We start from the raw sequence: 23331 nt of genomic DNA, 5'->3' as shown, positions 1-23331 counted from the left end.
CCGGTACACCGGACGAAGCGGAAAAAAGGTTCAGCCCGACTGCGATTAATTTGTAACGCCGGCGCGGGCAGCAACCGTGGTCCAGTACGGCGTGATCCGGCTCACTCTCACGGGCAGGGTCTTTTCCAGCAGCCTCAAGCTGGCATCGGTGTCGTTCAAGGGAAAAGCCCCCGATACCCGCAGCCCCGCCACCGCCGGATCACAGCGCAGCACGCCCCGGCGATACCGGCCCAGCTCATCCACGAGGTCCGCCAGCCGCCAGCCGCGCACGGCGAGCATGCCCTGTTCCCATGAGGCGGCCGTGGCGTCCACCGCCACCTGGGGCTGCACCTCGCGCCCATTGAAGACAGTCTGCTGCCCGGCCGGCAGCACCGTGGCGCCGGCCCCCGCCGACTTGGGCCGGATCTCCACCGCGCCCTCGAATACCGCCACGCGCACGGCCTCGCCTTCGTCGTGCACCATGAAGCGCGTGCCCAGCGCGCGTATCGCGCCTTGCGCGGTCTGGACGACAAAGGGCCGCTGCAGCTGCGGCGAGTCGCGGCCCGTGGTCAACAGGATTTCGCCCGCCCGCAGCCACAACGTGCGCTGCCTTGCGGTGTATTCGATATCGACCGCACTGGCCGTGTTGAGCACCAACTGCGTGCCGTCGGCCAGTTCCATGCGGCGCTGTTCGCCAGTCGCGGTGCGCGCATCCGCGCTCCATTCGCGCCAGGGCAGCTCGCGTCCGGCCAGCCAGGCCGCCGGTCCCAGCACCAACAGGCCAGCCAGCGCCCGCAGCGCCTGCCGGCGTCCCGGGCGATCCAGCCGCCGCAAGGTATCGCCGGCGATCCGCGGCGGAACCTGGCCGAATCCGCGCAGCATTTCTTCGGCGCGCTGCCAGGCGGCGGCATGCGCCGCGCTGCGCCCGCGCCAGCGGTCGAAGGACTCGCGGTCCGACGGCGACAAGGTCTCGGATTGGAAGCGTACCAGCCAGCCGGCCGCTTCCTTCAGGATGGCGGGATCGATCACGCGTCGGCCTGGCTGGCGATCAGGCATGCGGTCAGCGCCGCCTGCACATGGCGCTTGACCGTGGACAGCGACACGCCCAGGCTTTGCGCGATTGCGTCGTAGCCCATGCCGTCGAACTGCGACATCAGGAAGATCTCGCGCGTTTTGGCGGACAGCGTCCGCAACGCCCTATCGATGGCGCGCAAGGTTTCCAGGATCAGGGCGCGCGCTTCCGGCGAAGGCGCCTGCTGCTCGGGCAATTGCGCCACCGCGGCCAGATAGGCCTCTTCCAGCGCCCGGCGGCGCCAATGGTCCACCACCAGACCCTTCGCAATGTGGGTCAGCAACGCGCGCGGCTCGGCGCCCGCGTCGGTCCTGCGCCGCCCGGCCATCAGCCGCACGAAGGTGTCGTGGGCCAGATCCGCCGCGTCGAAGGAATTGCCCAGCTTCTTGCGCAGCCAGACCGACAGCCAGCCGTGATGGTCACGATAGATTTTCGCGACGGTATCGGCGGGCGGAGAATCGGGCGTAGGCAAGGCGCACCTGGCAATAGAATGTAAATAGGAACCATTTATATTCTATCGCATCCGTGCGCCCGGCCTGGGCGTTCTCGCGTCCGCGGCCCGCGCTACAGCTTGGGCGCGTAGCGCAGCGTCAACATCACGTTGCGCGGCTCGCCGTAGTAGTTGTTGCTGCTGAGCGTGTTGTACGAGGGCACGTAGTACTTCTTGTCGAACACGTTGTTGAGGTTCAGCCCGATGCTCAGTTCCGGCGTGGCCTGATAACCCAGGCGCGCGTTCCAGATCGAGAACCCCGCCATGGTGAACTTGCGGTCCGAACTGATCGTGTGCGTCTGCGCGTTGACGCCGGCGCCCACGCTCAGGCGGTTCAGGTCGCCCGGCAGCCGGTAGTTGGCCCACAGGCGCAGCATGTGCTTGGGCGTCCAGGTGTTGAAGACCTTGCCCTGGTTGTCGGGATCGTCCAGATACTTGGTGGTGTTGTAGGTATAGCCGGCGTACAGCTCCAGGCCCTTGACCACTTCGCCCGAGATCTCGGCCTCCAGGCCCTGGCTGCGGACCTTGCCCGCCGCGCGCGAGCAATACCAGCCGTCGCAGGCGAACCCGGCGTCGTAGTCGTTGACCGCGCGGTTCTTGTGGTCGTAGCGGAACAGCGCCAACAGCGTGTTGACGCGGCCGTCCGCCAGCTCGCCCTTGACGCCGATTTCGTAATTATTGCCCTCGATCGGTTTGAGCAGGCTACCCGTTGCGCTGCGCTCGGTCTGGGGTTCGAACACCGTCGTGTAGCTGGCATAGGCCGACCAGTTGTCGGTCAGCGAATACACCAGGCCGGCGTAGGGAATGAAGCGCCCCGACTCACTGGAGGTGGTGACGCTGCCGCCGCCATCATAGGTGTAGTCGTACCAGCCTACGCGCCCGCCGCCGATCAGCGCGAGTGATTCGGTCGGCTTGACGCGCCAGGTGCCGTAGATGCCCTTTTGGCGGATGTCGTAGCTGCTGCGCGCGTCATAGCCGCTGGCCTGCGCAATGGTGTCGATGTCCTGCCACGGGCGATGGTGATCGAGATCAAAAATATTGCCGCCGGTCTGCCAGGCGCGCGTGAACCGGTCCTGCGTGGTCAGCTTGGAATAATTGGCGCCCACCACGACTTCCTGCTGCATCCCCAAGGCGGTGAAGTTGCCGCTCACCGACATGTCCAGGGCGCGCTGCTTGTTGTTGAAATCCACGCCGAAATCGCCGTAGGACAGGCCGCTGCCATCCGGGTTCACCGCGCCGGCGACGCGCTGGTGCACGGTCGTGTTCTTCTCGTTCATGGCGACGCCGCCCAGCTTGAACTGCCAGGCATCGTTGAAGCGGTGCGCGAGGTCGGCGTAAAAAATGGTCTGATCGTTCTTCGCGCGATTCCAGGTCGAGCCCGTGAAGGTCGAGCGCGGCAGGTCAAGGTCACCGCCGTCCTTGTACCGGGGGTAGCCCACGAACATCGGCCGCGAACGGCTATAGCGGTTGCTGATCCCGATGCCCAGCGTGGTGTTCTCGGTAATGTCGTAGTCCAGCGCGGCGTACAGGTTGCGCGTCTTTTCCCACACGTAGTCAATGTAGGAATGGCTCTGGTCTTCATCCAGCACGACGCGGCCGCGCAGCGTGCCGGACTCATTCAAAGGACTGCCCGCATCCAGCTGCAGGCCGTAGTGATCCCAAGATCCGGCCTTGGCCGTCACCACCAGCGCCGGTTCCGCCCCGCCGCGCTTGCGCACCAGATTGATCGCGCCCCCCGGGCTGCCCGCGCCCTGCAGCAGGCCGGCTGCGCCGCGCAGGATTTCCACCCGGTCGTAGAACACCAGCGAGTCCTGCTCCCAGTTGCCCAGGCTGTAGTTATTGCGCAGCACGGACACGCCGTCGTATTGCAACAGGTCCACCGGAAAGCCGCGGGCGTTGATCGCCACCCCGGCTCCCACGCCCTGCACCCCGACCATGCCGGCGGTATTGTTCACCGCGTCCGGCAGGCTGACCATGTCCTGGTCGTCCATGCGCTGCCGTGTCAGCACGGTGACGGACTGCGGTATGTCTTTCAGAGCCTGCGCCGTCTTGCCGATGGTGACGGCGGGCGAGGTGTAGGAGCCGGTGCCATCCGTGGTGGTGGCGTAGCTGCCCGTCACCGTGACCGGCGCCAGCGTGGCGGCCGCCGCCGGAGCCGCCTGCCGCAGGCGGTAGCCGCCCTCGGGGCGGGCCACGGCCTCCAATCCCGTGCCGGCCAACAGGCGCTGAAGCGCCGCGGCTATGGCATGGGTGCCCGTCACGCCCTCGGTCACGGCGCCTGCCGTCAGCGCGGGATCGGACGCCACCATGACGCCCGCCTGCACGCCGAACGCGCCCAGCGCCGCATTGAGCGGGCCAGCCTCGATGCTGAAGGCGACGGCGCGCTGCCCGGATGCCGGCGCTTGGGCGTGCGCGGCTGCCGGCCACAGCGCGGCCGCCATGACGCCAGGCAGGGCGCAGCGCAGCGCGGCGCACAAGGCCGTGCTCGGCAAGGGAAGGCGGACGCGGGACGCGGCGCGGACTGGACGAGAAGACATGAATGGGTTCCCTGGCTCATGAAGAATCGGCGCAGCCTGAAGACAGGCTGCTTGCTCTACATGAAGCGCGAGATCGGGATATCCGCCGCCGCTGTTACAAAATAGTCCGGCCACGCCAGGTTCACGCCAACCCCACGGTCACCCAATAGCGGGTGTAGCGGCGCACGCGCACAGGCAGGACTTCCTGCAGCATGGCCAGCACCTGGTCGCTGTCCATCAGCGGGAACGCCCCCACGACGCGCAGGCCAGCCGCCTCGCCCGAACAAGTGAGCAACCCCGGGCGGTACCGGCCCAGCTCGCGCAAGAAATCCGACAGCGGCATTTCATCGGCGATCAGCATTCCGTCCAGCCACGCCGACGCGCCCGCGTCCAGCGGCTCAGCCGCGAAGCCGCCGGCCGCCGAGAACTCCGCCTGCCCGCCAGCCGGCACCCGCCGCGGCGCATCGTTCGGATCCAGGCCGCGCACGTCCACCGCGCCTTCCAGCACCGCCACCCGGATGCGGCCGTCTTCCAGGTCGCGCACCAGGAACCGCGTGCCCACCGGCGTCAGCACGCCGGCGCGCGTGCGCACCGTGAAAGGCCGGCCCAAGGGATCGCGCCCGGTGGTCACCAGGATCTCGCCTTCCAGCAGCACCAGTTCGCGCCGGCTGGCCGTAAAGCGCAGGTCCAGCGCACTGGCGGTATTCAATTCCAGCAGCGTGCCGTCCGGCAGCGTCACGGCGCGGCGTTCGCCGGTGCCGGTCCGCAAATCCGCCGACAGCGCACGCACGGCGCCGCTCTGGCTCGCCGCCCAGGTGCCCAGGCCCAGCCCGGCCGCCGATACCATCCAGCGTATGGCGTTACGGCGCGACTGAATCAACGGCGCCTGCCGCAGTGTGCGCGCCGCCACATCGCCGCCGGCTTCGGCCACGCCCGCCGCCACATCGCGCGTCAAGGCGTTCAACCGTTGCCAGGCCAGCTCATGCGCGGGCTGCGCCTGGCGCCAGCGTTCGAAGCCCGTGCGGTCCTCATCCGTCGCGTCCTCGCGCAGCCGCGACCACCAGTCGGCGGCCTGCCGGACGATCTTGGGATCAACGGACCCCGCTTCCGGTGCGTGCGGCCGCAGCAGTTTTGCGCTTTCCATCCTGCCCTGCCTCACCCGTAGACGGCCGCGTAGCAATGCACCAGCGCGCGCGCCAGGGACTTCTGCACGGCATTGGGCGTCAGGCCCAGCCGTTGGCCGATCTCGGCATAGGACATCCCGTCCACCTGCGCCATCAGGAAGATCCGTCGGCTGTTCATGGGCAGGCTGTCGAGCAATTCGCAGACCTGCTCCAGGGCCTCCAGGATCAGGGCGCGCGCTTCCACCGAAGGCTCCACCGCCACCGGCTGCAACGCCATCGACTCGGCATAGGCCGCTTCCAGCGCGGCCCGCCTGGCTCGGCCGATCAGCAGGCGCGTGGCGATGGTGCGCAAATAGGCGCGCGGCTCGTTCAGCGGTTCGCGAATGTCGGCGCGGATCAGCCGTTCAAACGTGTCGTGCGCCACGTCGGCCGCGTCGGACACGTTGCCCAGCTTGCGCTGCAGTACGCTGCGCAGCCACTGGTGATGAGCCTGATAGACCGATTGCACCTCGGCGCGAGGAGCGAATGAAGAGGATGGCATGACGGTGCGCCCGGGCGTCGCGGCCAGACGTTTCCACTTAATGAAAATGATTCGCAATTATAATTATCTTCAGCCTCTTTACAAGAACCGCGGACAGATGCCCGGCGCGCCGCGCAATCAGAACTTGGCGGTCAGGTTGACGAACACGCTTCTGGGCTCGCCGTAGTAGACCTGGTTGCCCACGCCGCCCAGGTAATACTTCTTGTCGAACAGGTTGTTCAGGTTCATCTGCGCCGACAGGCGCGAATTGAAGTCGTAGCGCGCCATCAGGTTGTAGATCGCGTAGGCCTTCTGCTTGACCGTGACCGTGGCGTCGCCGGCGCTGACTTCGGAGTAGCTCGACAACTGCCAGTTGACGCCGCCGCCCACCGTCAGGCGGCTCCACTGACCCGGCAGCCGATAAGTCGTGAACAGCTTGGCCACCGCGCGCGGACGCTCGGGATTGACCGACACGCCCTGCGCGTCGCGGCTGGTGTAGTACGTGCCGCCGGCATAGGCGTTCCAGCCCTCCGACAGTTGCCCGCTCACTTCCAGCTCGATGCCCTTGGTGGTGACGCCGTCGGCGGTCTTATAGGCCTGATCGGGCGTGCCCGGCACCAGCTTGTCTCCGTCCAGCACCGCAACCTTGCTTTGCCTGACCTTGAACAGCGCGACGGAAGTATTCAGCCTGCCATCCAGGTACTCGCCCTTCAGGCCCACCTCATAGTTCTGGCCCTGCACGGGGTCCAGATAATTGCCGCTGCTGTCCCGATTGTCCTGGGGCTGGAAGATGTCGGTATAGCTGACGTAGGCGGAGTAAGTGTCACTCAGGTCGACCACCAGGCCGGCGTACGGAATGAACTGGGAGTCCTTCTGGTCGCGCGTGGGCGATTTCGATTCCCAGGTCGCGTAACGGCCGCCCGTGATGGCGGTCAGGTTGTCGGTCAACGACCACCGGGCCGCGGCATAGACGCCGCGCTGGTGCGTCACCGTGTCCCGCAAGCTGGCGTCGGTCCAGGACGGCTGCGCATACGAGCCGTCCCACTGGTAGAAGTTGCCGGTATCCGCCAGCGTGGCGCGGTCGAAGCCGTAGCGGTAGAAGTCCTCGCCGTAGCGACTGCGCATGGCGCCCACCACCAGTTCATGCTTGCGGCCGAGCAGGCTGAAGGGCCCCGTGGCCTGCAAGTCCAGCGAGGTCTGCTGCGCGTAGGAATTCCAGTATCCCGGCAGCGCCGCCAGCCCGGTTCCCGTTGCGCGGTCCAGGTCTCCGTACAGGTACAAGAGCTTGGCGTCGTACTTGCTCTTGCGCTGGGACCAATCGGCCTTGACCTCCCAATCATTGGCGAAACGATGCTCGAGCGTGGCGAACATCGTCTGGTTGGTCGTGTGCCAGTAGGTCCAGTCCGCCGCCGTGGTCTTGGAACGCCGCCAGTCCGTCGGCGTGCCGTCGCTGAACACCACGGGCAGGCTGCCCCAAGTGGATCCGCGCGGACGCTTGTCCTGATAGTCCGCCCCCACGCTCAGCCGGGTCGATGGCGTCAGGTCCGCATCGATGACGCCATAGAACACCTGCTTGTTGGCATGGTAAAGATCGATGTAGGAATCGCGGCCCTGATACAGCGCCACCATGCGCGCACGCACCGTGCCTTCCTGGTTCAAGGGCGTGGACAGGTCCACGGCGCCGCGGTACTGATTCCACGAACCCGCGCCGGCGCTCACCGTTGCGGTGAATTCGCGGCTGTTGGCATGCTTGCGCACCAGGTTGATGGAAGCGCCTGGGTTGCCCGCTCCAGTCATCAGACCGGTCGCGCCGCGCACCACTTCGATGCGGTCATAGATGAACGAATCGTTGTCGGATTCGCCATACATCGACAGGCCGATGGTGGTGGGCACGCCGTCGTACTGCAGGCTGTCGATATAGAAGCCGCGCGACCAGAAGTCCGTGCGATCGGTGTCCTCGCTGACCACCTGCACACCCACCACGCTGGCCATCACTTCGTCCAGCGACCGCAAGTTCTGGTCGTCGATGCGCTGGCGCGTCACGACGCTGACGGACTGCGGCGTTTCGCGCAGCGACAAGGTCAGGCCCGTGGCTGCGGCCGATGCAGGGGTGGTGTAGGAGCCCGTGCCTTCGGTCACCGCCGGATTCAAGTTGCCCAGCACCGTCACGGGCGCGAGGCTGGCCACGCCGCCATCGCGCGACAAGATGATGCTGTCTCCCTGCCAGCGGTACGTCACGCCCGTGCCTTGCAGCAGGCTGCGCAAGGCCTCCTCGGGCTGTAGCCGGCCGCGCAGGCCGTTGCTGCTTACGCCGGCCACCACTTCGGGCGCGTAGAACACGCGCACCTGGACTTGCGCCGCCCATTGCAGCAGGGCATCGCCCAAGGGCTGCGCCGCGATGTCGATGGGCACGGCAGACGCTTGCGTCTGTGCAATCGCGGGCGTGCCCGCCGTCGCCACGGCCACTGCCAACACCAAGGAAGCAAACATGAAACGGGAAGGCCCGCACGCGGGACGCGTGGCGGCGGGGAAATGCCTGGCTGCTGGAGTAGTCACAAGTACCTGCTGTTCTGTTCGACGATACGGGGAACGTTTCCCGGGATGGAAACGCGGCGGCTGCCGCCTTCCTTCGTAGAACGAATCAGCTCAAGATAAACCTGAATCCCATTCTCATTTATTTTGTAACCGTGCCTCGATGAAGCTACTTTGCGCTGATTTCGAGAGCGCCGTCAGGGCGCGGCGTCAGGCGCACCGGCGCGACCGCCGGCAAGGCGTCTACCAGGGCTTCGGGCCGATCCAGGCTGAATGACGCCGATACCCGCAAGCGCCCCACCTTGTCGTCCGCCAGCCGCAACGGCACGGACAAGTAGCGGTTCATATCCCGTACCACCTCGGCCAGCGGCGCGTTCTTGAACACCACCCGCCCTTCCCGCCACGCGATCGCGCTCTGGACATCGGCGGGCGCGGACACCCCGATCGCGCCGCTGCCTGGCACGCGGATGCCGTCGCCCCCGCGCAGCACGGCATGACCCATGTTCCACCAGTGGCCGCCCGACACCTCCACCGTGCCGGACGCCACCAGCACGGCGACCTGATCTTCGTCGCGCCGCACATCGAAGACCGTGCCGGTCACGCGCACCACGCCGCTGCCGGCGCGCACGATGAATGGCCGCGCCGCATCGGCGCTGACGGTAAACAGGATCTCGCCACTGTCCAGCGCCACTTCCCTGCGTCCGGCGTACAAACGCACGTCGGCGCGCGTCGCGCCATTGAGTTCCAGCACGGAACCATCGGGCAACGTCACTTGCCGGCGTTCGCCGCGCTCCGCCCCAAGCGTCGCGGAGTAGCCCGGGATCTCCGCCGGCAGGTTCCACCACGCCACCATTGCCGCCGCGCCCAATGCCGCACCGCCCGCGGCAAGGCGCAGCGCGAGGCGGCGCTGCCGTTGCGGCCGGGGCCGGGCCGGGATCTCTCCGCCCAGCAAGACCCGGACTTGATCGCGGGATATTCCGGCGGCGGCCTTTCCCAGTTGCTGCAGGCGGTCGAATTCGCGCGCGGCCTCGGGATGGTCACGCCGCCAGCGGCCAAACTCGCGCCGCTGGCGGCGCGTCAGCTCGCCCGAATGCCAACGCGCGAACCACTGCGCCGCAGTATCGGGCGCGCGCTGCTCGTCGCGGTCATTGGTGGAAGGCATCGTCATGGATAGTGTTCACGCATGCGGTCGCGGACGAATTCGATTGCCCGCATGACGTAGCGTTCGATCATGTTCTTGGACAGGCCCATATGCTGCGCCACCTCGGCCTGCGTCCAGCCTTCGATGCGGTTCAGGACAAAGGCCTCGCGGCACTTGGGCGGCAATTCTGCCAGGACTTGCGCCAGATCATCAGCCAGGCGCGATGCGCGCACTGGCGCCTCGGGGTCAGTCCAGGCGGGCTGGTCAGCCTCGTCCAAGAGGTCCAGCGGCACATGCTCGGTCCGCTCCTGGCGGCGCCAGCGATCGATCAAGCGATGTCCGGCAGCCTGGAACAGGTAGCTGCGCGCCTTCAACGCGACGCTGGCGTCCGCCTTCAGCAGGCATTCGATGGCATCGTGCGCCGCATCCTCCGCGTCATGCCGATTGCCGACTCTGCGGCTCCATACCCCCACCAGCTCGTCGTAGTAGGCGAGCCAGCCGGAACGGGGCGGAGAGGAGCGGGACATGGACCGATCGGACAACGGAGGTGGCGACGCCGCGAATTTTACAAATAATTCTCATTATCGCAACTATCCGCCATCGTTCTTGATCAGGTCCTTTCACACGCCCCGTCAGTAGTCCATGGGAACGTGGCTTTGCGCCTCTCGCAGTTCCTGTATGTGGCGCTCGGCCTCCTGCCTTTCGACGGCGGGCGGCAAGGGGCGCCAGCTCACCATGTTGCCGGGCGTTTTTACCGGCATCCAACCCAGCACGCTGTACAGCGTGATGGCGGTGCATCCGGTGTCGTACCGCGTTTCGTAGTATCCCTGCCGATCCGGCGTGGTATCGCCGGACGTCCAATCCAACTGAGACATCCACGTCTCCTCATTCTGAAGCTTGTAGTCCCGCGCGTCGGGCGAACGACTCTTGATCGTATAGCGGTCCTGCGTGCCCGTGCTGCCACCTTGCGCCCGCTTTGCAATTCTTGATAGAGGGGAATCCCTGACATTCTGATAGGCGTCGATTGCTAAACCTGGAAAAGCGGGGCTAGGATGTAGCAAAAATATTCTTACAAACACGGGAGCGGGGATCTTCGCTTGCACGGACTCTTGGGCGAACCGCCATGCCGAAACTGGCCCTGATGCGTTATCCAAAAGATCGGCTGGCTGCGCTGGCGGGCGCAAGCGCCCTGCGCGCCATACGCGAGGGCCTGCTCTGGACCCTGCCCTGCCTGCTGGTCACGGCGCTGTTCCTGGTGCTGACCGTCATCGCCCGCCAACTGGGCCTGCCCGCCACGGTCGTGGAACTGCTGACCGCCGTCCACGACAAGCTGACGAGCCTCATGCCCATCCTGGCCGGCACCTCCATCGGCTACATGCTGTCGTTCCGCCATCGCGTGCCGCATCTGCCCACCGCGTTCCTGTGCCTGTCCTACGTGATGATCGCCGAAGGCCTGCTGGCGCCCTATCCGCAGGCCGCAGCCACCCTGGTGCTGTTCATCGCCATCGTCTCGCCCTTGCTGACGGTGCCGTTGATGGCCTGGCTGCACCGCCGCCGCTGGACGCAGCTGGCGCCTGACGGGGTCATCAGCGAAAACATCCGCGACACACTGAACATGGTCGTCCCGGGACTGCTGACGGCCGGCCTGGTGGTGCTTGCGCTGTCCGCGGTGCTGCAGATTCCAGCCGTGGCGCAATTCAATATTCCCTTGAGCCTGGCGTCGCTGGACAGCCCTTTCACCTCGGGCGCGCTGATGGCGGGATTGAACTCCCTGCTGTGGTTCTTCGGCATACACGGCTACCATGCGCTCGCCCCCCTGATGAGCGTGATGGACCAGGCGGCCATGCTGAACTCCGCCAGCCAGTCCGCCGGCTACGAAGGCATGTATGCCTTGAACAGCACGCTGCTGGGCGCCTTCGTCTTCATCGGCGGATCGGGCGCGACGCTGTCGCTGGTCGCGGCCATGCTGGTGTTCGCGCGCAGTGAATCGCTGCGCCTGCTGGCGCTCGCAAGCCTGCCGGTCGCGCTCCTGAACGTGAACGAAATCCTGCTCTTCGGGCTGCCCCTGATACTGAATCCGCGCCTGCTGGTGCCGTTCATCCTGGCGCCGGTGATCAACGTCATCCTGGCCCTGGCCGTCGTGCAGCTGGGCTGGCTGCCCTCCGCGGCGGCGACCCTGCCCCTGACCTCGCCGGTGCTGTTCAACGCCTACATCGCCGCCGGCGGCAATCTGGGCGGCGTGGCGCTGCAGCTCGCGCTGGTGGCCATAGGCGCTTGCCTGTACGCGCCCTATGTCGTCGCGCTGGAGCGCCAGCGCGAGGAAAGCTCCACCGTCTACTTCAAATCGTTGGACACCACCTTCACCCGCCTGCAGGAAGAATCGCTGCTGTACGCGCATGACCCGGTGGTGCAGACCTACGCCGACCGCGCACGCCGCAATGCCGAAAACACCCGCATCCGCGCCATCAGCCAATACGATTTCCACCTGGAATTCCAGCCGCAGGTGTCATTGCGCAGCGGCCTGTGCACCGGCTGCGAAGCCCTGCTGCGCGCCACCGGGCCGGACGGCGCGCGGCAGACTCCGTTGGAATTCCTGCGCTGGCTGGCGCAGGCCGACCTGATGCGGGAGGTGGATCTGTGGGTGGCCAGGCAGGCCGTGCAGCAATGCCTGCAATGGCGCAAACGCGACTTCGCCTTGCCGATGACCATCAACGTCACGGCCGGCACCCTGACCTCCGGCGACTACCTGGAGAAACTGATCAAGGTGCTGGCGCAGGCCGGCGGGCAGATCTCGGTCGAGTTGACCGAAGACGCGCTGGTGGAGGACACCCAGGCGCTGCACACCGCCTTCGACCGCCTGCATGCCATAGGCGCACGGGTCTACATCGACGATTTCGGCACCGGCTATTCAGCCCTGAGCTATCTGCACCAGTTCGAGATCGACGCGGTCAAGATCGACCGCAGCTTCGTCGTGGCGCAAGACAGCGACAGAGGCGTGCTGGTCTTGAACGGCCTGCTGCGCTTTTGCGAAGCGCTGAACCTGCAGATCGTGGTGGAGGGCGTGGAAACGGACCAGCAGTTGATGGCGCTGGAATCCCCCGCCGAGATCATCGTGCAGGGGTGGTACTACAGCAAGGCCTTGTCGGGCGACAGCCTCGTGGACTATGCGCGCGGCCGGCAGGCTGCGCCGCCGGTGCGTGCGCAGCCCTCGCCCGCGTCGCCTACTTGATGCCGATGAACGGCAGGGCCGAGCCCGGCACCTGCGTGGCCGGCAGCACGCCATCCCACTTTTCCACCGCGTTCAGGCTCACCAGATTGGTGTTGGCGGCCAGGGCCTCGGCCTTGGCGCGGATCGCGGCCGCTTCAGCGTCGCCGCGCATGCGGATGCCGTCGGCCTCGGCGGTGAACTGCTGGCGGCGCGCATCGGCTTCCGCCTTGGCCTTGACCACCTGGATTTCGGCGGTGATCATCGCCGTTTCCTTTTGTTGGCGGGTCGTCTCGATCTGCACCTGCGCCAGCATGCGTTGTTCGATCGAGTGTTCGTAGGCCTGCGAGAACCCAACTTCCTCGATCTGCACGCCCACCACCTGCACCGGCGCGCCTTCCATTGTCTTGAGCACGGCCGTGTTCACGTCCTGGCCCAGCTTCTGGCGTTCCTGGATGGCGCGCACCGCGGTGTACTGGCCGAACACGTTCTTCACCGAATCCGGCGTCTTGCGCTCAAGCACGCGCATCTGCAGGTTGCTGATGGTGCCGTACTCCGAGTACAGCTCGGCCACGTGCTCGGGCGGCACGCGGTAGGTCACCGACACGCGCAGCGTCGCCGGCTGCTGGTCATAGCTGTAGGCTTCCAGCTTTTCAAACACGAACGTGTGGTCGCGCACCGACACCGTCATGACGTTGTCGATGAACGGGGTCTTGAAATCAAGGCCCGGCTCCGACACGCGCACCAGCTTGCCGTTGCGCAGGACCACGCCGCGCTCGCCCTGATCGACCTGGAACCAGGAATCGAAAGCCAGGAACAGGATCAGCAAAAACAACACCGCCGTGATTACCGCGATCTTGAAACCACGCGGCTTTACAGCACCAATCGTCTTGACCATCTGGATATCTGTCGGCTTCACTTCGAATCCCTTTCTGATTTTGAACGTTTACGGTCCGAGAGCACGGCGGCGATGCCGCGCGCCAGCAAATAGGCGACCACGGCCGCCCCAACCAAGATCAGGAAATACCTCATCGTGCGTTCCCCCGGAAAATAAGCAGGGGATTCTATCGCGAGTGGAAGTCAAACGAATTGTGGCGATTGTTGCGACGGCATCGGCAAGCGGCAGTGGCGCGGGTCCAACGACGGCGCTACGCTAGGCGCCTCTACCCTGCAGGAGCCGCAACCATGCGCCGCAAACCCTCGATGATCATTGCCATCCTTGCCTGTGCCGCCGCGCTCGGCGCGCCGGCGCAAGCCGCGCCGCCCGAGGGCAAAGGCAAGCCGGACCACGCCGGCCAAGGCAACGGCAACGGTAACGGTAACGGCAATGGCAAGAACAAAGGCCAGCAGAGCCAAGACGGCGGCGTCAGCGTCACGCTCAGCACCGCGGGCATCACCGTGTCCACCGCGCGCGGCTACGCCGTGCAGGCGGGCGCAACCGGCTATGGCTCGCTGCCGCCGGGCATACGCAAGAATCTGGCGCGCGGCAAGCCCCTGCCTCCGGGCATCGCCAAGAAGATGGTGCCTGGCCCGATGCTGGCGCGACTGCCGGTCCATCCCGGCTACGAATGGCGCGTCGCGGGCAGCGACCTGATCCTCGTCGCCATCGCCACCGCCGTCGTGGCCGACGTGCTCACGGGCGTGTTCAACTAGACGGCCATGCGCGGCGTCCATAGTTCCTAGCATCAGGCCGCACACTGTTACGTCCCCGCGGCGGGTCTATCTGCTACCGTTGAATCGCCTCGCGCCGCGGCCCTGGCCCGGCGCCCACGACGGAGACCGCGCATGCCACGTCCTTCCGAGTCCGCGCCGTTGATTGGCGTGATCCCCCCCTACATGCTGGATCGGCTGGCGCAGCACGCCGACGCGCGGGTCAGCATGCCCGCGGTCAAGACGCTGATCATCGACCAACAGCAGCGCAGCCTGCGCGAGATGGCGGTGCAGCCCCCGCGCGCCAAGCCCGCCCGCCCCAAGAAAGCGGCGCCCGCCGGCACGCCCCAGCGCGCCGTGCACGACGCCGCCAACACCACCACCCTGCCCGGCAAGCTGGTGCGCGCCGAAGGCGCCCGCGCCAGCGGCGACGTGGCGGTGGACGAAGCCTATGAACACCTGGGCTCGACCTACAAGCTGTTCTGGGAGGTCTACCAGCGCCATTCCATCGACGGCCAGGGGCTGCCGCTGATCGGCAGCGTGCATTACGGCGAAGACTACGACAACGCTTTCTGGAACGGCGCGCAGATGGTGTTCGGCGATGGCGATGGCGAAGTCTTCAACCGCTTCACGGTGGCGGTGGACATCATCGGCCACGAGCTCACGCACGGCGTGATCGACGCCGAAGCCGCCCTGCTTTACCAGGGCCAGTCCGGCGCCTTGAACGAATCCCTGTGCGACGTGTTCGGCGCGCTGGTCAAGCAGCACACGCTGGGCCAGGACGCGCGCCAGGCCGATTGGCTGGTGGGCGCCGGGCTGTTCAAGCCCAAGATCCGCGCCCGCGCGCTGCGCTCCATGGCGGAGCCTGGCAGCGCCTACGACGATCCCCTGCTGGGCAAGGACCCGCAGCCCGCCCACATGCGCGATTACGTGGATACGCCGAACGACAACGGCGGCGTGCACATCAACTCCGGCATCCCCAACCGCGCCTTCCATCTGGCGGCCACCGCGCTGGCCGGCCCCGCATGGGCCGGCGCCGGCCGCGTCTGGTACGACACGCTCTGCGACAAGCGCCTGCGCCACGACGCCGACTTCGCGCAGTTCGCGAAGCTGACGCTGGCCGTGGCGGCGGAGCGCCACGACGCCACCGTGCGCGACGCCGTCGCCCGGGCATGGGCCGGCGTGGGAGTCCAGACATGATCGAACTGCCTCCCCTGGACCTTGCCCTGCTGGTGCGCCTGACGCGCGAAGGCGGGCTGGCGTACGTGCCCGCGCTGGCGCAACCGCGCAGCATAGACCTCGTCACCTGCCCGCCCGATGTAAGACAGGAAGTGTGCGACGCCCTGCAACGTTCCGCGCCTGTCGCCGTTCCGCGTTGCGCCGCAGGCGGCGGCGACCAGCGCTACTTCCACGTGGAGGTCGTGTACGAAGGCGACGACGCCGCGGACATCAGCTTCGACGTGCCGGAGACCGACGCGCCCGAGCCGCTGGTGCGCTTGTGGAAAAGCCGGGCCGGACAGGCTTGAGCGCGGCATCGCGGTATTGCCCGATCTGGATGGCGCGGCCCGCGTAAAGGCCGATGGCCGCCATTGCCAGGCACAAGGCCGCGCACAGGCCCAGCGCCACGTTCCAGTCGCCCTGCGCGTCATGCAGCGTCCCCGCCAGCGCAGGACCGCTGGCGGCGAACAGGTAGCCTACGCATTGCGCCATGCCCGACAGCGCCGCCGCCTGCTGTGCATGGCTGGCGCGCAAGCCGACGAATGCAAGGCCCAGGATGATGCCCCCGCCCGTGCCCAGGCCCATCAACACGATCCACAGCGTCGCCCAACCGGGCGCGGCGATCAAGCCGACGAACGCGGCGAACGAGGCCACGGCCGAGCAGAACGCAGCGCCGCGCTGGTCCTTCAAGCGCCCCACCACCGGAGCCAGGAACAGCGCCGGGACCGCCGACATGAGCTGCAGCAGGCCATGCAACGCGCCGGCCCGTTCGGCCGTATAGCCGGCATCGCGCAGGATGGCCGGCAGCCAGCTCACGCCCACATAGAACACGAAGGAATTGATGCCCAGGAACAGCGTCACCTGCCACGCCAGCGCCGAATGCCACAGACGAGGGCCATGCGGCGCGTGCGCCGTGGATGCCGCGGGCGCGGTGTGATTGGCCAGCTGCGGCAGCCACAGCAAGGCGCTGAGCACGGGCACCACCAGCAGGCAGCCCGTGGAGAAGCGCCAGGTCGCGTCCGACAGGTCCGCCAGCGGGATGGCGACGGCGGACGCCAGGCCCGCGGCCAGGCTCATGGTCAGCACGTAGGCAGACGTCAGGCCCGCGACCTGCTGCGGAAAATCGCGTTTCAAGAGGCTGGGCAGCAGCACATTGCCGATGGCGATGCCGGCGCCGATGACCGCGGTGCCCAGGAACAGGCTCCAGGCCGGGCCCAGCGTGCGCACGAGGATGCCTGCCGCGACCAGCAGCATGGCGGCAAACAAGCTGCGTTCCAGGCCGTGGCGGCGGGCCAGGCCCGCGGCGAACAGCGACACCACGGCAAAGGCCAGCAAGGGCAAGGTGATCAGCATGCCCGCAGCCGTGGCGCTCAGCCCCAATTGCTCGCGGAGCATGCCTGTCAGCGGCGGCACGCCGGTAATCGGCGCGCGCAGCGCCATGGCCATGCAGAGGATGCCCGCAATGAGCAACACGGGATTGCCGGCGGGACGCTTGGAAGAGAGAGGATGCGAATTCATGCAGCCAGCTTACGCATCGCCGTTCACGCCGAATTTCGAGATAATGACAACTTATCCCTAGATTCAGCCAAAGCGATATCCGATGCACCGCCTGGACGACCCCGCCCCGTTTTTCAATCCCGACATCGACTCGCAATGGACCTATGCGATGCGCGTGCACGCGGACGAGAACGACCAGGAATCTCCGCCGCACCGGCACGCAATGGGCCAACTGGTCCTGTCCTTGCAAGGCGGCGTGACCTGCTCGGTGCCGCAAGGCTTGTGGATGGTGCCGCCGCAATGCGGCGTCTGGATTCCCGGCGGCGTGCCGCACAGCAACCGCGTCACGCAGAACGGCCGAGTGTGCTTTCTGTTCGTGCCGCCCGACGCTGCCGGTCTGCCCGGACAATGCTGCACGCTGGCCATCTCGCCGCTGGTGCGTGAACTGGTCGCCTACCTGGCGGACCTGGTCCCGGAAGAAACGGCGACAGCCCCCCACCGCAAGCTGGCCGAGGTGCTGGTCGAGCAACTGGCGCGCATGCCGGCCGAGCAGCTGCATCTGCCCATCTCGCAACACCCGCGCCTGCGCGAGATCGCCGACGCCCTGCACGATGATCCCGCCGACCGCAGCACGGTGGCGCAATGGGGCAGGCGCGTCGCCATGAGCGAGCGCACGCTGGCGCGGCTGGTGCAGCAGGAGCTCGGCATGAGCTTTGGCCGCTGGCGCCAGCAGATGCACATCATCCAGGCCTTGCAGCGCCTGTCCGCGGGCGTCTCGGTGCAGCGCACGGCGGAAGACCTGGGCTACGAATCCGTCAGCGCCTTCATCACCATGTTCCGCAAAACGCTGGGCAAGACGCCCGCCCGCTACTTCGCGGACAAGGCCGACGGCATCAATTGACGGCGGGCGGGTAGTCCAGCTCGCCCGACTTCATCTGGCCGCGCAGGCGCGCCTCGCGCAGTTCCGCGACCGTCTGGTCCCGGGTCTGGTCCGATTGCGACGGCAGCGCGGGCGGGTAATCCTGTTCACCGTACGTGACCAGGCCGGCCGCGCGCGCGGCGTCGAGTTCTTCGCGCACTTGCTGGCGGGTCTTGCTGCTGACATTAGGCAGATCCACCGGGTATTGCTGTTCGCCGTAGGTCACCAGGCCGGCAGCCTTGGCTTCCATCAATTCGGCGCGCACCTGTTCACGCGTCTTGCCTTCGGCATGCGCGGCGGCGCCAGCGAGCGCCATGCTCAGCGCCAGGACGGAAAGTCGGAATGTATTCATGAAATCCTCTGCGGTTAACGAGTGCTGCATTATTCGTTCGCCGGCCCGCCGGGATAAATCCCGCGCGGCGCAATCCAAGGTTGCCTGCCGCGCAAGCCTCGCCGCCTGCTGGCGCCGCGCCAAGCGCACCCTTGCGTCCCGCGCAAGGGTGGGTTGATCCAGGAATGGTTTTTCCGGTCCCCGCATCTACCTAGACTGAATAGCTCCTGTTATCCAAGGACGCTATTCCATGTTGTCTTCCTCATCCCCGGGCAGGAGCGGCCCGCGATCATGACGGCCGCTGCTCCCCCCGCCCCGCCCGCCGCGGCGGCCTTCGGCTGGCGCATCCTGACCGGATTGCTAGGCGTGCTGCTGGCGGTGATCCTCGCCGGGCTCAACGAAAACGTGACCAAGATGGCGCTGCCGGACATCCGCGGCGCGCTCGGCATCAGCTATGACCAGGGCACCTGGTTCGTGGCCGTCTATGCCGCCGCCTCGGTATGCGCCATGGCGTTCGCGCCCTGGTGCTCGGTCACGTTTTCATTGCGCCGCTTCACGGTCACGGCGCTGGCCGCTTTCGCGCTGTTCGGCGCGCTCTGCCCGTTTGCCCCCAACCTCCCCGTGCTGCTGCTCCTGCGCACCCTGCAGGGCCTCGCGGGCGGCGCACTGCCGCCCATGCTCATGACGGTGGCGCTGCGCTTCCTGCCGCCGGGCATCAAGCTCTACGGACTGGGCGGATACGCCCTCACTGCCACCTTCGCGCCCAGCCTGGGCATACCGCTGGCCGCCTTCTGCACCGAGGTGCTGGGCTGGCGCTGGGCCTTCTGGCTGATCGTCGGTCCCGCGGCGCTCGCCGTCTGGGCCGTCTGGCGCGGCCTGCCCCAGGACCCGCTCAAGCTCGACCGCCTGCGCCTGTTCGACTGGCGCGGCCTGCTGCTGGGCGCTCCGGCGCTGTCCATGCTGGTCATTGGCCTGTTGCAGGGCGACCGGCTGGATTGGCTCAACTCGCCGCTGATTTCCGTGCTGCTGGGCGGCGGCGGCGTGCTGATGGTGCTGTTCATGATCAACGAATGGTCCCATCCCTTGCCGTTCTTCAAAATCCAGCTCTTGCGCCACCGCAACCTGAGCCATGCCTTGCTGACGCTGGGCGGCGTGCTGATCGTGCTGCTGGGCGTGATCCTGATCCCGTCGAGCTTCCTTGCCCAGTTGCGCGGCTATCGCCCGCTGGAAACGGCGCCGGTGCTGCTGACCATGGGCCTGCCGCAGCTGATCGCGCTGCCGCTGGTGGCCGCGCTGTGCAACCTGCGCCAAGTTGACTGCCGCTGGGTGCTGGCCACGGGCCTGGGATTGCTGGCCCTGTCCTGCCTGCTCGGGTCGCAACTGACGCCCGTCTGGTCGCGCGAGCAGTTCTACCTGCTCGAAGCCGTGCAGATCTTCGCCCAGCCCATGGCCGTCATCCCGCTGCTGATGCTGGCCACCGGCGGCCTCGCGCCGCAGGACGGCCCCTGGGCGTCGTCGTGGTTCAACACCATCAAGGGCTTTGCCGCGGTGGCCGCCACCGGCCTGCTGGACGCGCTGACCACGTCGCGCCGCAATTACCACTCCAGCATGCTGGCCGACCAGTTAGGCAATTTTCCGCTGAACACGGCCGGCGAAAGCGCGGCGGCGCTGTCCCGCCGCATCCAGGAGCAGGCCGCCGTGCTGACCTCCGCCGATCTCTATCTGTGCATGGCCGGCGTGGCCGTGCTCCTCATCCTGCTGATCCCCTTCGTCGCGACCCGGATCTACCCTCCGCGCGCCGCGGCCTGAAATCGAGTCCATATCATGCCTTTCTCTCTCTTACGTTCTCCGCTTCCCCGCGCCGGCGCACTGGGCGCCCTGGTCCTCCTGGCCTATGCCGGCTGGTCGTGGTCCGCCACGGGCGCCGCCGAATCCACCGACGACGCCACCGTCGTCGCCGATCACACCATCGTCGCGCCGCAGGTATCGGGCTTCATCGACGCCGTGCTGGTCGAAGACAACCAGGCGGTCAAACAAGGGCAACTGCTCGCCCGCATCGATGACCGCGACCACCAGGCCGCGCTGGCGGCCGCCAGCGCCGAACTCGCAGTCGCCGCCGCGCGCCTGTCGGACGCGGCCGCAACGCTGGAACGCCAGCAGGCCGTGATCGACCAGGCCCAGGCCGTCACGCGCGCCGACCTGGCGGACATCCGCTATGCCGAAAGCGAAGCGCAGCGCCATCGCAGGCTGGCCAGCGAGGGCGCGGGCACCCAACAGGCCTATGAACAGGCCCGCAGCCGGCTGGAGATGGCGCAGGCGCATCAGGCCGAGCACGCGGCTACCCTGCAGGCGGCGCGCAAGCAGCGCGAAGTGCTCGAAGCCAACCGCGAGGCCGCACAGGCCGGGCTGCTGCGCGCGCAGGCGCTGAAGGACCGCGCCGAACTCAATCTGTCGCACACCCAGGTCGTCTCCCCGATAGACGGCATCGTCGGTCGGCGCTCGCTGCGCGTGGGCGCCTACGTCAGCCCGGGCACGCCCATCCTGGCGGTGGTGCCGCTGCAGCAAGCCTATGTGGTGGCGAACTTCCGTGAAAAGCAGTTGACCCGCATGCGTCCGGGCCAGCCCGCGACCATCACGGTCGACGCCTATCCGGATACGCCTCTGCGCGGCCGCGTCCAAAGCATCGCGCCGGCCACCGGCCTGAGCTTTTCGCCGGTCGTCCCGAGCAATGCCACGGGCAACTTCACCAAGGTGGCGCAGCGCCTGCCCGTCAAGATCGTGCTGGATGCGCCCGCCGAAGGCGCGCCGCCGCTGCGCGCCGGCATGTCCGTCGAAGCCGTGGTCGATACCGGGGCCGCGGCCGAGGAGTCTGCCCAATGACCCCGCGCCGCTTGATCAACGCCGCGCTGGCCGGCACGCTTTCCGCATTGACGGGCTGCGCCGTGGGTCCCGACTTCCAGGCTCCCCAGGCGCAATTACCCCCGCAATGGCGGATGCCCGACGCCTCCGCCGCAGGCAGCGTCCCTGTCCCGCAAGACGTGAACACGTCCTGGTGGGACAGCTTCGGCGATCCCACCCTGAGCGCCCTGATCGCCGAAGCGACCGCGGCCAACCTGGACATACGCATCGCCCACGAACGCCTGCTGCAAAGCCGCTCGGCCCTGCGCGTGGCTGAAGCCGACGGCCTGCCCGGGATCGGCGCGGGCGCAAGCTACAAGCGCGGCCAGAACAGCGAAGCCGGCCTGGCGGACCCTTCGGGACGCGGCGGCAAGTCCTCATTCAACCTGTGGCAAGCGAGCGTGGACGCCAGCTGGGAACTGGACCTGTGGGGCCGAGTGCGGCGCGAAGTCGAACAGGCCGGCGCCCAATCCCAGGCGGCGCTGGAGGCCCAGCGCGGCGTGGTCTTGGCCATCCGCGCCGAAACGGCGCGCAACTACATCCTGCTGCGCGGCGCGCAGAACCAGCTGGACGTGCTGCGCCAAACGCTTGCCAATGCCGAACGCAACCTGGCGCTGACCCGCCTGCGCCAACGCGAAGGCGTCGCCACCGAACTGGACGTTTCGCAAGCCGACGCGCAGGCCGCCTCCATCGAGGCTGGCGTGCCGCCGCTCGCGCTGCGCATCGAGCAGTTGATGAACGCGCTGGCGCTGCTGCTGGAGCAGCCGCCCGGCGCGCTGCAACAGCGTCTGGCAGCTGTGGGCCCGATACCGGGCGGTCCGCTGCAAGTCCCCGTCGGGCTGCCGAGCGAGCTGGCCGAGCGCAGGCCCGACATCCGGCGCGCGCAGGCCAATCTGCACGCGGCCGTCGCTGCCATCGGCATGGCGGAGGGCGATTTCTATCCGCGCATCACGCTGTCCGGCAATCTCGGGTTGCAGGCTTTGCAGCTACGGGATCTGGACACCGACAATGCCGGCATCTTCGGCGTCGGCCCCGCATTGCAGATTCCCATCTTCCAAGGCGGCCGTCTGCGAGGCCGTCTGCGGCTGCGTGAATCGCAGGCTCAGGAAGCGGCGCTGCTGTACCAAAAAACCGTGCTGAATGCCTGGCATGAAGTCGACAACGCCATGACCGCCTATCAGGCGCAGCAACTGACCCGCGCCAGTCTGGAACGCGCCTCGGAGAGCGCCCGCCAGGCGCTGCTCAACGCGCAGCGGCAATACGCCGCAGGCGCGTCGGACTTCGTGAACGTGCTCAGCGCGCAGAACGCGGTACTGGCCAGCGACCAGGCCCGCGTGACGACCCAGGCCACGGTGTCGCTGGTGCTGGTGGATCTGTACCGCTCGCTGGGCGGCGGCTGGGAACCGCCTGCCGCGGGTCTCAGCCCTGCTGCGGCCCCGCAATGATGAACAGCCGCGGGAACGGCAGCAGCACGGTGCCGTCGGCCAGCGCCGGATAGGCCTCTTCGATCAGCGATTGGTAGCGGGCCAGGAAACTGGCCTGCCCGGCGGCGTCCAGCCGGTCCAGATAGGGCCGCAGCGCCGTGCCCTTGAACCACTCCACGACCGCCGCCGCGCCCGCCAACGGATGGTGGTAGGTCGTGCGCCACACGTCCAGCAGACCGCAATGCGGCTTGAGCAGTTCGTAGTACCAGGCAGCGCTGTGCCGCGGCGGATGCTTGAAACCGCCGATGGCCGCGGCCCAGGGCGTTTCGCCGGCGACCTGGCGCGCCAGGCGATGGGCCGGCTCTTCCAGGTTGTCCGGCGTCTGCACCGCCAGGCAGCCGCCCGGGGCCAGCTTGCCGACCAGGCGGGGATAGAGCGTCGCGTGGTCCGGCACCCATTGCAGCGCGGCGTTCGCCAGGATCACGTCGTAGGTCCCGGCCGGGTCCCAGGTGGCGATATCGGCAAGTTCGAATTGCAGCCCCGGCAAGCGTTTCCTGGCCGACTGGAGCATGTCCTCCGAGCTGTCCATGCCGCTGACCTCGGCGCCGGGGTAACGGCTGGCGAGCACCTCGGTGGAGTTGCCGGGGCCGCAGCCCAGGTCCACTGCGCGCTTCACGTCCTGATTGGGCAAGGCGGCGACCAGGTCCCGCACCGGACGGGTGCGTTCGTTTTCAAAGGCGGAATACTGTTTGGCGGACCAGCTGGTCATGAGGGCTCCTTGCGGCATTTGGACTGTCCAGCACTCTACGCCCGCC

The 23331-nt window shown here is 67.3% G+C and carries 21 protein-coding genes; 8 read left to right on the top strand and 13 right to left on the bottom strand.

The features are described 5' to 3' along the window. Positions 1 to 45: 45 nt before the first annotated feature. The 9 genes from FOC84_RS19395 to FOC84_RS19355 all read right to left on the bottom strand — a co-directional run bounded on the left by FOC84_RS19395 (position 46) and on the right by FOC84_RS19355 (position 10249). Entirely contained in the window at positions 46 to 1035 is a 990-nt protein-coding gene (locus tag FOC84_RS19395; RefSeq protein ID WP_173145861.1) for a FecR domain-containing protein, read from the bottom strand. Continuing rightward, the gene (locus FOC84_RS19390; RefSeq protein ID WP_173145860.1) at positions 1005 to 1523 is read right to left on the bottom strand and encodes a sigma-70 family RNA polymerase sigma factor; all 519 of its coding nucleotides are present in this window, start codon (positions 1521 to 1523) and stop codon (positions 1005 to 1007) included. Before FOC84_RS19390 ends, FOC84_RS19395 begins: the two co-directional genes overlap by 31 nt. Before the next feature lie 92 nt (positions 1524 to 1615). After that, positions 1616 to 4078: a TonB-dependent siderophore receptor gene (locus FOC84_RS19385; protein ID WP_173145859.1), complete on the bottom strand. Its 2463-nt coding sequence runs from the start codon at positions 4076 to 4078 to the stop codon at positions 1616 to 1618. Positions 4079 to 4199: 121 nt separating this feature from the next. Further along, on the bottom strand, positions 4200 to 5201 hold the full coding sequence (locus FOC84_RS19380) for a FecR domain-containing protein (RefSeq protein ID WP_173145858.1): 1002 nt from the start codon (positions 5199 to 5201) through the stop codon (positions 4200 to 4202). Between the two features lie 11 nt (positions 5202 to 5212). Continuing rightward, a complete protein-coding gene (locus FOC84_RS19375; RefSeq protein WP_173145857.1) occupies positions 5213 to 5722 on the bottom strand; it encodes a sigma-70 family RNA polymerase sigma factor in 510 nt (169 codons plus the stop codon). Positions 5723 to 5839: 117 nt separating this feature from the next. Continuing rightward, complete coding sequence (fhuE, locus tag FOC84_RS19370) at positions 5840 to 8191, bottom strand: ferric-rhodotorulic acid/ferric-coprogen receptor FhuE (protein WP_173145856.1); 2352 nt, start codon at positions 8189 to 8191, stop codon at positions 5840 to 5842. Between the two features lie 211 nt (positions 8192 to 8402). Beyond that, complete coding sequence (locus FOC84_RS19365) at positions 8403 to 9401, bottom strand: FecR family protein (protein ID WP_173145855.1); 999 nt, start codon at positions 9399 to 9401, stop codon at positions 8403 to 8405. Next, positions 9398 to 9901 carry an RNA polymerase sigma factor gene (locus FOC84_RS19360; RefSeq protein ID WP_173145854.1) on the bottom strand — a complete coding sequence of 168 codons (504 nt, stop codon included), beginning with the start codon at positions 9899 to 9901 and terminating at the stop codon, positions 9398 to 9400. The genes FOC84_RS19365 and FOC84_RS19360 overlap by 4 nt, the downstream gene beginning before the upstream one ends. A gap of 105 nt (positions 9902 to 10006) precedes the next feature. Then, positions 10007 to 10249: a hypothetical protein gene (locus FOC84_RS19355; RefSeq protein WP_173145853.1), complete on the bottom strand. Its 243-nt coding sequence runs from the start codon at positions 10247 to 10249 to the stop codon at positions 10007 to 10009. A 248-nt stretch (positions 10250 to 10497) separates the two neighbouring features. Here FOC84_RS19355 and FOC84_RS19350 point away from each other — a divergent pair, with 248 nt between their 5' ends. Further along, entirely contained in the window at positions 10498 to 12603 is a 2106-nt protein-coding gene (locus FOC84_RS19350) for a PTS sugar transporter subunit IIC/EAL domain-containing protein (RefSeq protein WP_173145852.1), read from the top strand. Here FOC84_RS19350 and FOC84_RS19345 read toward each other — a convergent pair. Then, positions 12596 to 13477, bottom strand: a complete 882-nt coding sequence (locus FOC84_RS19345; protein ID WP_173150268.1) for a prohibitin family protein — start codon at positions 13475 to 13477, stop codon at positions 12596 to 12598. The two genes, FOC84_RS19350 and FOC84_RS19345, sit on opposite strands and share 8 nt — an antisense overlap. Positions 13478 to 13764: 287 nt before the next feature. Between FOC84_RS19345 and FOC84_RS19340 the strand changes: the two genes are divergently transcribed. The 3 genes from FOC84_RS19340 (at position 13765) to FOC84_RS19330 (ending at position 15755) form a co-directional block, all read left to right on the top strand. Further along, positions 13765 to 14232 (top strand): anti-virulence regulator CigR family protein, encoded by a 468-nt coding sequence (locus tag FOC84_RS19340; protein ID WP_173145851.1) that lies wholly within the window; start codon positions 13765 to 13767, stop codon positions 14230 to 14232. A gap of 132 nt (positions 14233 to 14364) precedes the next feature. Then, positions 14365 to 15429 (top strand): M4 family metallopeptidase, encoded by a 1065-nt coding sequence (locus FOC84_RS19335; RefSeq protein WP_173145850.1) that lies wholly within the window; start codon positions 14365 to 14367, stop codon positions 15427 to 15429. After that, complete coding sequence (locus FOC84_RS19330; protein WP_173145849.1) at positions 15426 to 15755, top strand: protealysin inhibitor emfourin; 330 nt, start codon at positions 15426 to 15428, stop codon at positions 15753 to 15755. The genes FOC84_RS19335 and FOC84_RS19330 overlap by 4 nt, the downstream gene beginning before the upstream one ends. Here FOC84_RS19330 and FOC84_RS19325 read toward each other — a convergent pair. Continuing rightward, a complete protein-coding gene (locus FOC84_RS19325; protein ID WP_173145848.1) occupies positions 15679 to 16965 on the bottom strand; it encodes an MFS transporter in 1287 nt (428 codons plus the stop codon). The two genes, FOC84_RS19330 and FOC84_RS19325, sit on opposite strands and share 77 nt — an antisense overlap. Positions 16966 to 17047: 82 nt before the next feature. Here FOC84_RS19325 and FOC84_RS19320 point away from each other — a divergent pair, with 82 nt between their 5' ends. After that, complete coding sequence (locus FOC84_RS19320) at positions 17048 to 17845, top strand: AraC family transcriptional regulator (protein ID WP_173145847.1); 798 nt, start codon at positions 17048 to 17050, stop codon at positions 17843 to 17845. Here the strand turns inward: FOC84_RS19320 and FOC84_RS19315 are convergent. Next, a complete protein-coding gene (locus FOC84_RS19315; protein WP_173145846.1) occupies positions 17838 to 18215 on the bottom strand; it encodes a DUF4148 domain-containing protein in 378 nt (125 codons plus the stop codon). The genes FOC84_RS19320 and FOC84_RS19315 overlap by 8 nt on opposite strands. 270 nt (positions 18216 to 18485) lie before the next feature. Between FOC84_RS19315 and FOC84_RS19310 the strand changes: the two genes are divergently transcribed. From FOC84_RS19310 to FOC84_RS19300, 3 genes are read left to right on the top strand one after another with little or no spacing between them, the layout of a single operon-like run. Further along, on the top strand, positions 18486 to 20003 hold the full coding sequence (locus tag FOC84_RS19310; protein ID WP_173145845.1) for an MFS transporter: 1518 nt from the start codon (positions 18486 to 18488) through the stop codon (positions 20001 to 20003). Between the two features lie 15 nt (positions 20004 to 20018). Next, positions 20019 to 21074: an HlyD family secretion protein gene (locus tag FOC84_RS19305; protein ID WP_173145844.1), complete on the top strand. Its 1056-nt coding sequence runs from the start codon at positions 20019 to 20021 to the stop codon at positions 21072 to 21074. After that, a complete protein-coding gene (locus tag FOC84_RS19300; RefSeq protein ID WP_173145843.1) occupies positions 21071 to 22537 on the top strand; it encodes an efflux transporter outer membrane subunit in 1467 nt (488 codons plus the stop codon). The genes FOC84_RS19305 and FOC84_RS19300 overlap by 4 nt, the downstream gene beginning before the upstream one ends. Here the strand turns inward: FOC84_RS19300 and tam are convergent. Further along, complete coding sequence (gene tam / locus FOC84_RS19295) at positions 22512 to 23285, bottom strand: trans-aconitate 2-methyltransferase (RefSeq protein WP_173145842.1); 774 nt, start codon at positions 23283 to 23285, stop codon at positions 22512 to 22514. The two genes, FOC84_RS19300 and tam, sit on opposite strands and share 26 nt — an antisense overlap. Positions 23286 to 23331 lie beyond the last annotated feature (46 nt).

This window comes from Achromobacter pestifer, from assembly GCF_013267355.1.
GTDB classification, from domain to species: Bacteria; Pseudomonadota; Gammaproteobacteria; order Burkholderiales; family Burkholderiaceae_B; genus Achromobacter; species Achromobacter pestifer_A.
This window is presented reverse-complemented; position numbering and strand designations above follow the sequence as displayed.

What these genes read in the sequence shown, in the direction of transcription:
- FOC84_RS19395 (WP_173145861.1), bottom strand. Translation starts at nt 1,035, where the DNA reads ATGCCTGATCGCCAGCCAGGCCGACGCGTGATCGATCCCGCCATCCTG.
- FOC84_RS19385 (WP_173145859.1), bottom strand. Translation starts at nt 4,078, where the DNA reads ATGTCTTCTCGTCCAGTCCGCGCCGCGTCCCGCGTCCGCCTTCCCTTG.
- FOC84_RS19380 (WP_173145858.1), bottom strand. Translation starts at nt 5,201, where the DNA reads ATGGAAAGCGCAAAACTGCTGCGGCCGCACGCACCGGAAGCGGGGTCC.
- FOC84_RS19375 (WP_173145857.1), bottom strand. Translation starts at nt 5,722, where the DNA reads ATGCCATCCTCTTCATTCGCTCCTCGCGCCGAGGTGCAATCGGTCTAT.
- fhuE (WP_173145856.1), bottom strand. Translation starts at nt 8,191, where the DNA reads ATGTTTGCTTCCTTGGTGTTGGCAGTGGCCGTGGCGACGGCGGGCACG.
- FOC84_RS19365 (WP_173145855.1), bottom strand. Translation starts at nt 9,401, where the DNA reads ATGACGATGCCTTCCACCAATGACCGCGACGAGCAGCGCGCGCCCGAT.
- FOC84_RS19360 (WP_173145854.1), bottom strand. Translation starts at nt 9,901, where the DNA reads ATGTCCCGCTCCTCTCCGCCCCGTTCCGGCTGGCTCGCCTACTACGAC.
- FOC84_RS19355 (WP_173145853.1), bottom strand. Translation starts at nt 10,249, where the DNA reads ATGTCTCAGTTGGATTGGACGTCCGGCGATACCACGCCGGATCGGCAG.
- FOC84_RS19350 (WP_173145852.1), top strand. Translation starts at nt 10,498, where the DNA reads ATGCCGAAACTGGCCCTGATGCGTTATCCAAAAGATCGGCTGGCTGCG.
- FOC84_RS19345 (WP_173150268.1), bottom strand. Translation starts at nt 13,477, where the DNA reads ATGGTCAAGACGATTGGTGCTGTAAAGCCGCGTGGTTTCAAGATCGCG.
- FOC84_RS19340 (WP_173145851.1), top strand. Translation starts at nt 13,765, where the DNA reads ATGCGCCGCAAACCCTCGATGATCATTGCCATCCTTGCCTGTGCCGCC.
- FOC84_RS19335 (WP_173145850.1), top strand. Translation starts at nt 14,365, where the DNA reads ATGCCACGTCCTTCCGAGTCCGCGCCGTTGATTGGCGTGATCCCCCCC.
- FOC84_RS19330 (WP_173145849.1), top strand. Translation starts at nt 15,426, where the DNA reads ATGATCGAACTGCCTCCCCTGGACCTTGCCCTGCTGGTGCGCCTGACG.
- FOC84_RS19325 (WP_173145848.1), bottom strand. Translation starts at nt 16,965, where the DNA reads ATGAATTCGCATCCTCTCTCTTCCAAGCGTCCCGCCGGCAATCCCGTG.
- FOC84_RS19320 (WP_173145847.1), top strand. Translation starts at nt 17,048, where the DNA reads ATGCACCGCCTGGACGACCCCGCCCCGTTTTTCAATCCCGACATCGAC.
- FOC84_RS19315 (WP_173145846.1), bottom strand. Translation starts at nt 18,215, where the DNA reads ATGAATACATTCCGACTTTCCGTCCTGGCGCTGAGCATGGCGCTCGCT.
- FOC84_RS19310 (WP_173145845.1), top strand. Translation starts at nt 18,486, where the DNA reads ATGACGGCCGCTGCTCCCCCCGCCCCGCCCGCCGCGGCGGCCTTCGGC.
- FOC84_RS19305 (WP_173145844.1), top strand. Translation starts at nt 20,019, where the DNA reads ATGCCTTTCTCTCTCTTACGTTCTCCGCTTCCCCGCGCCGGCGCACTG.
- FOC84_RS19300 (WP_173145843.1), top strand. Translation starts at nt 21,071, where the DNA reads ATGACCCCGCGCCGCTTGATCAACGCCGCGCTGGCCGGCACGCTTTCC.
- tam (WP_173145842.1), bottom strand. Translation starts at nt 23,285, where the DNA reads ATGACCAGCTGGTCCGCCAAACAGTATTCCGCCTTTGAAAACGAACGC.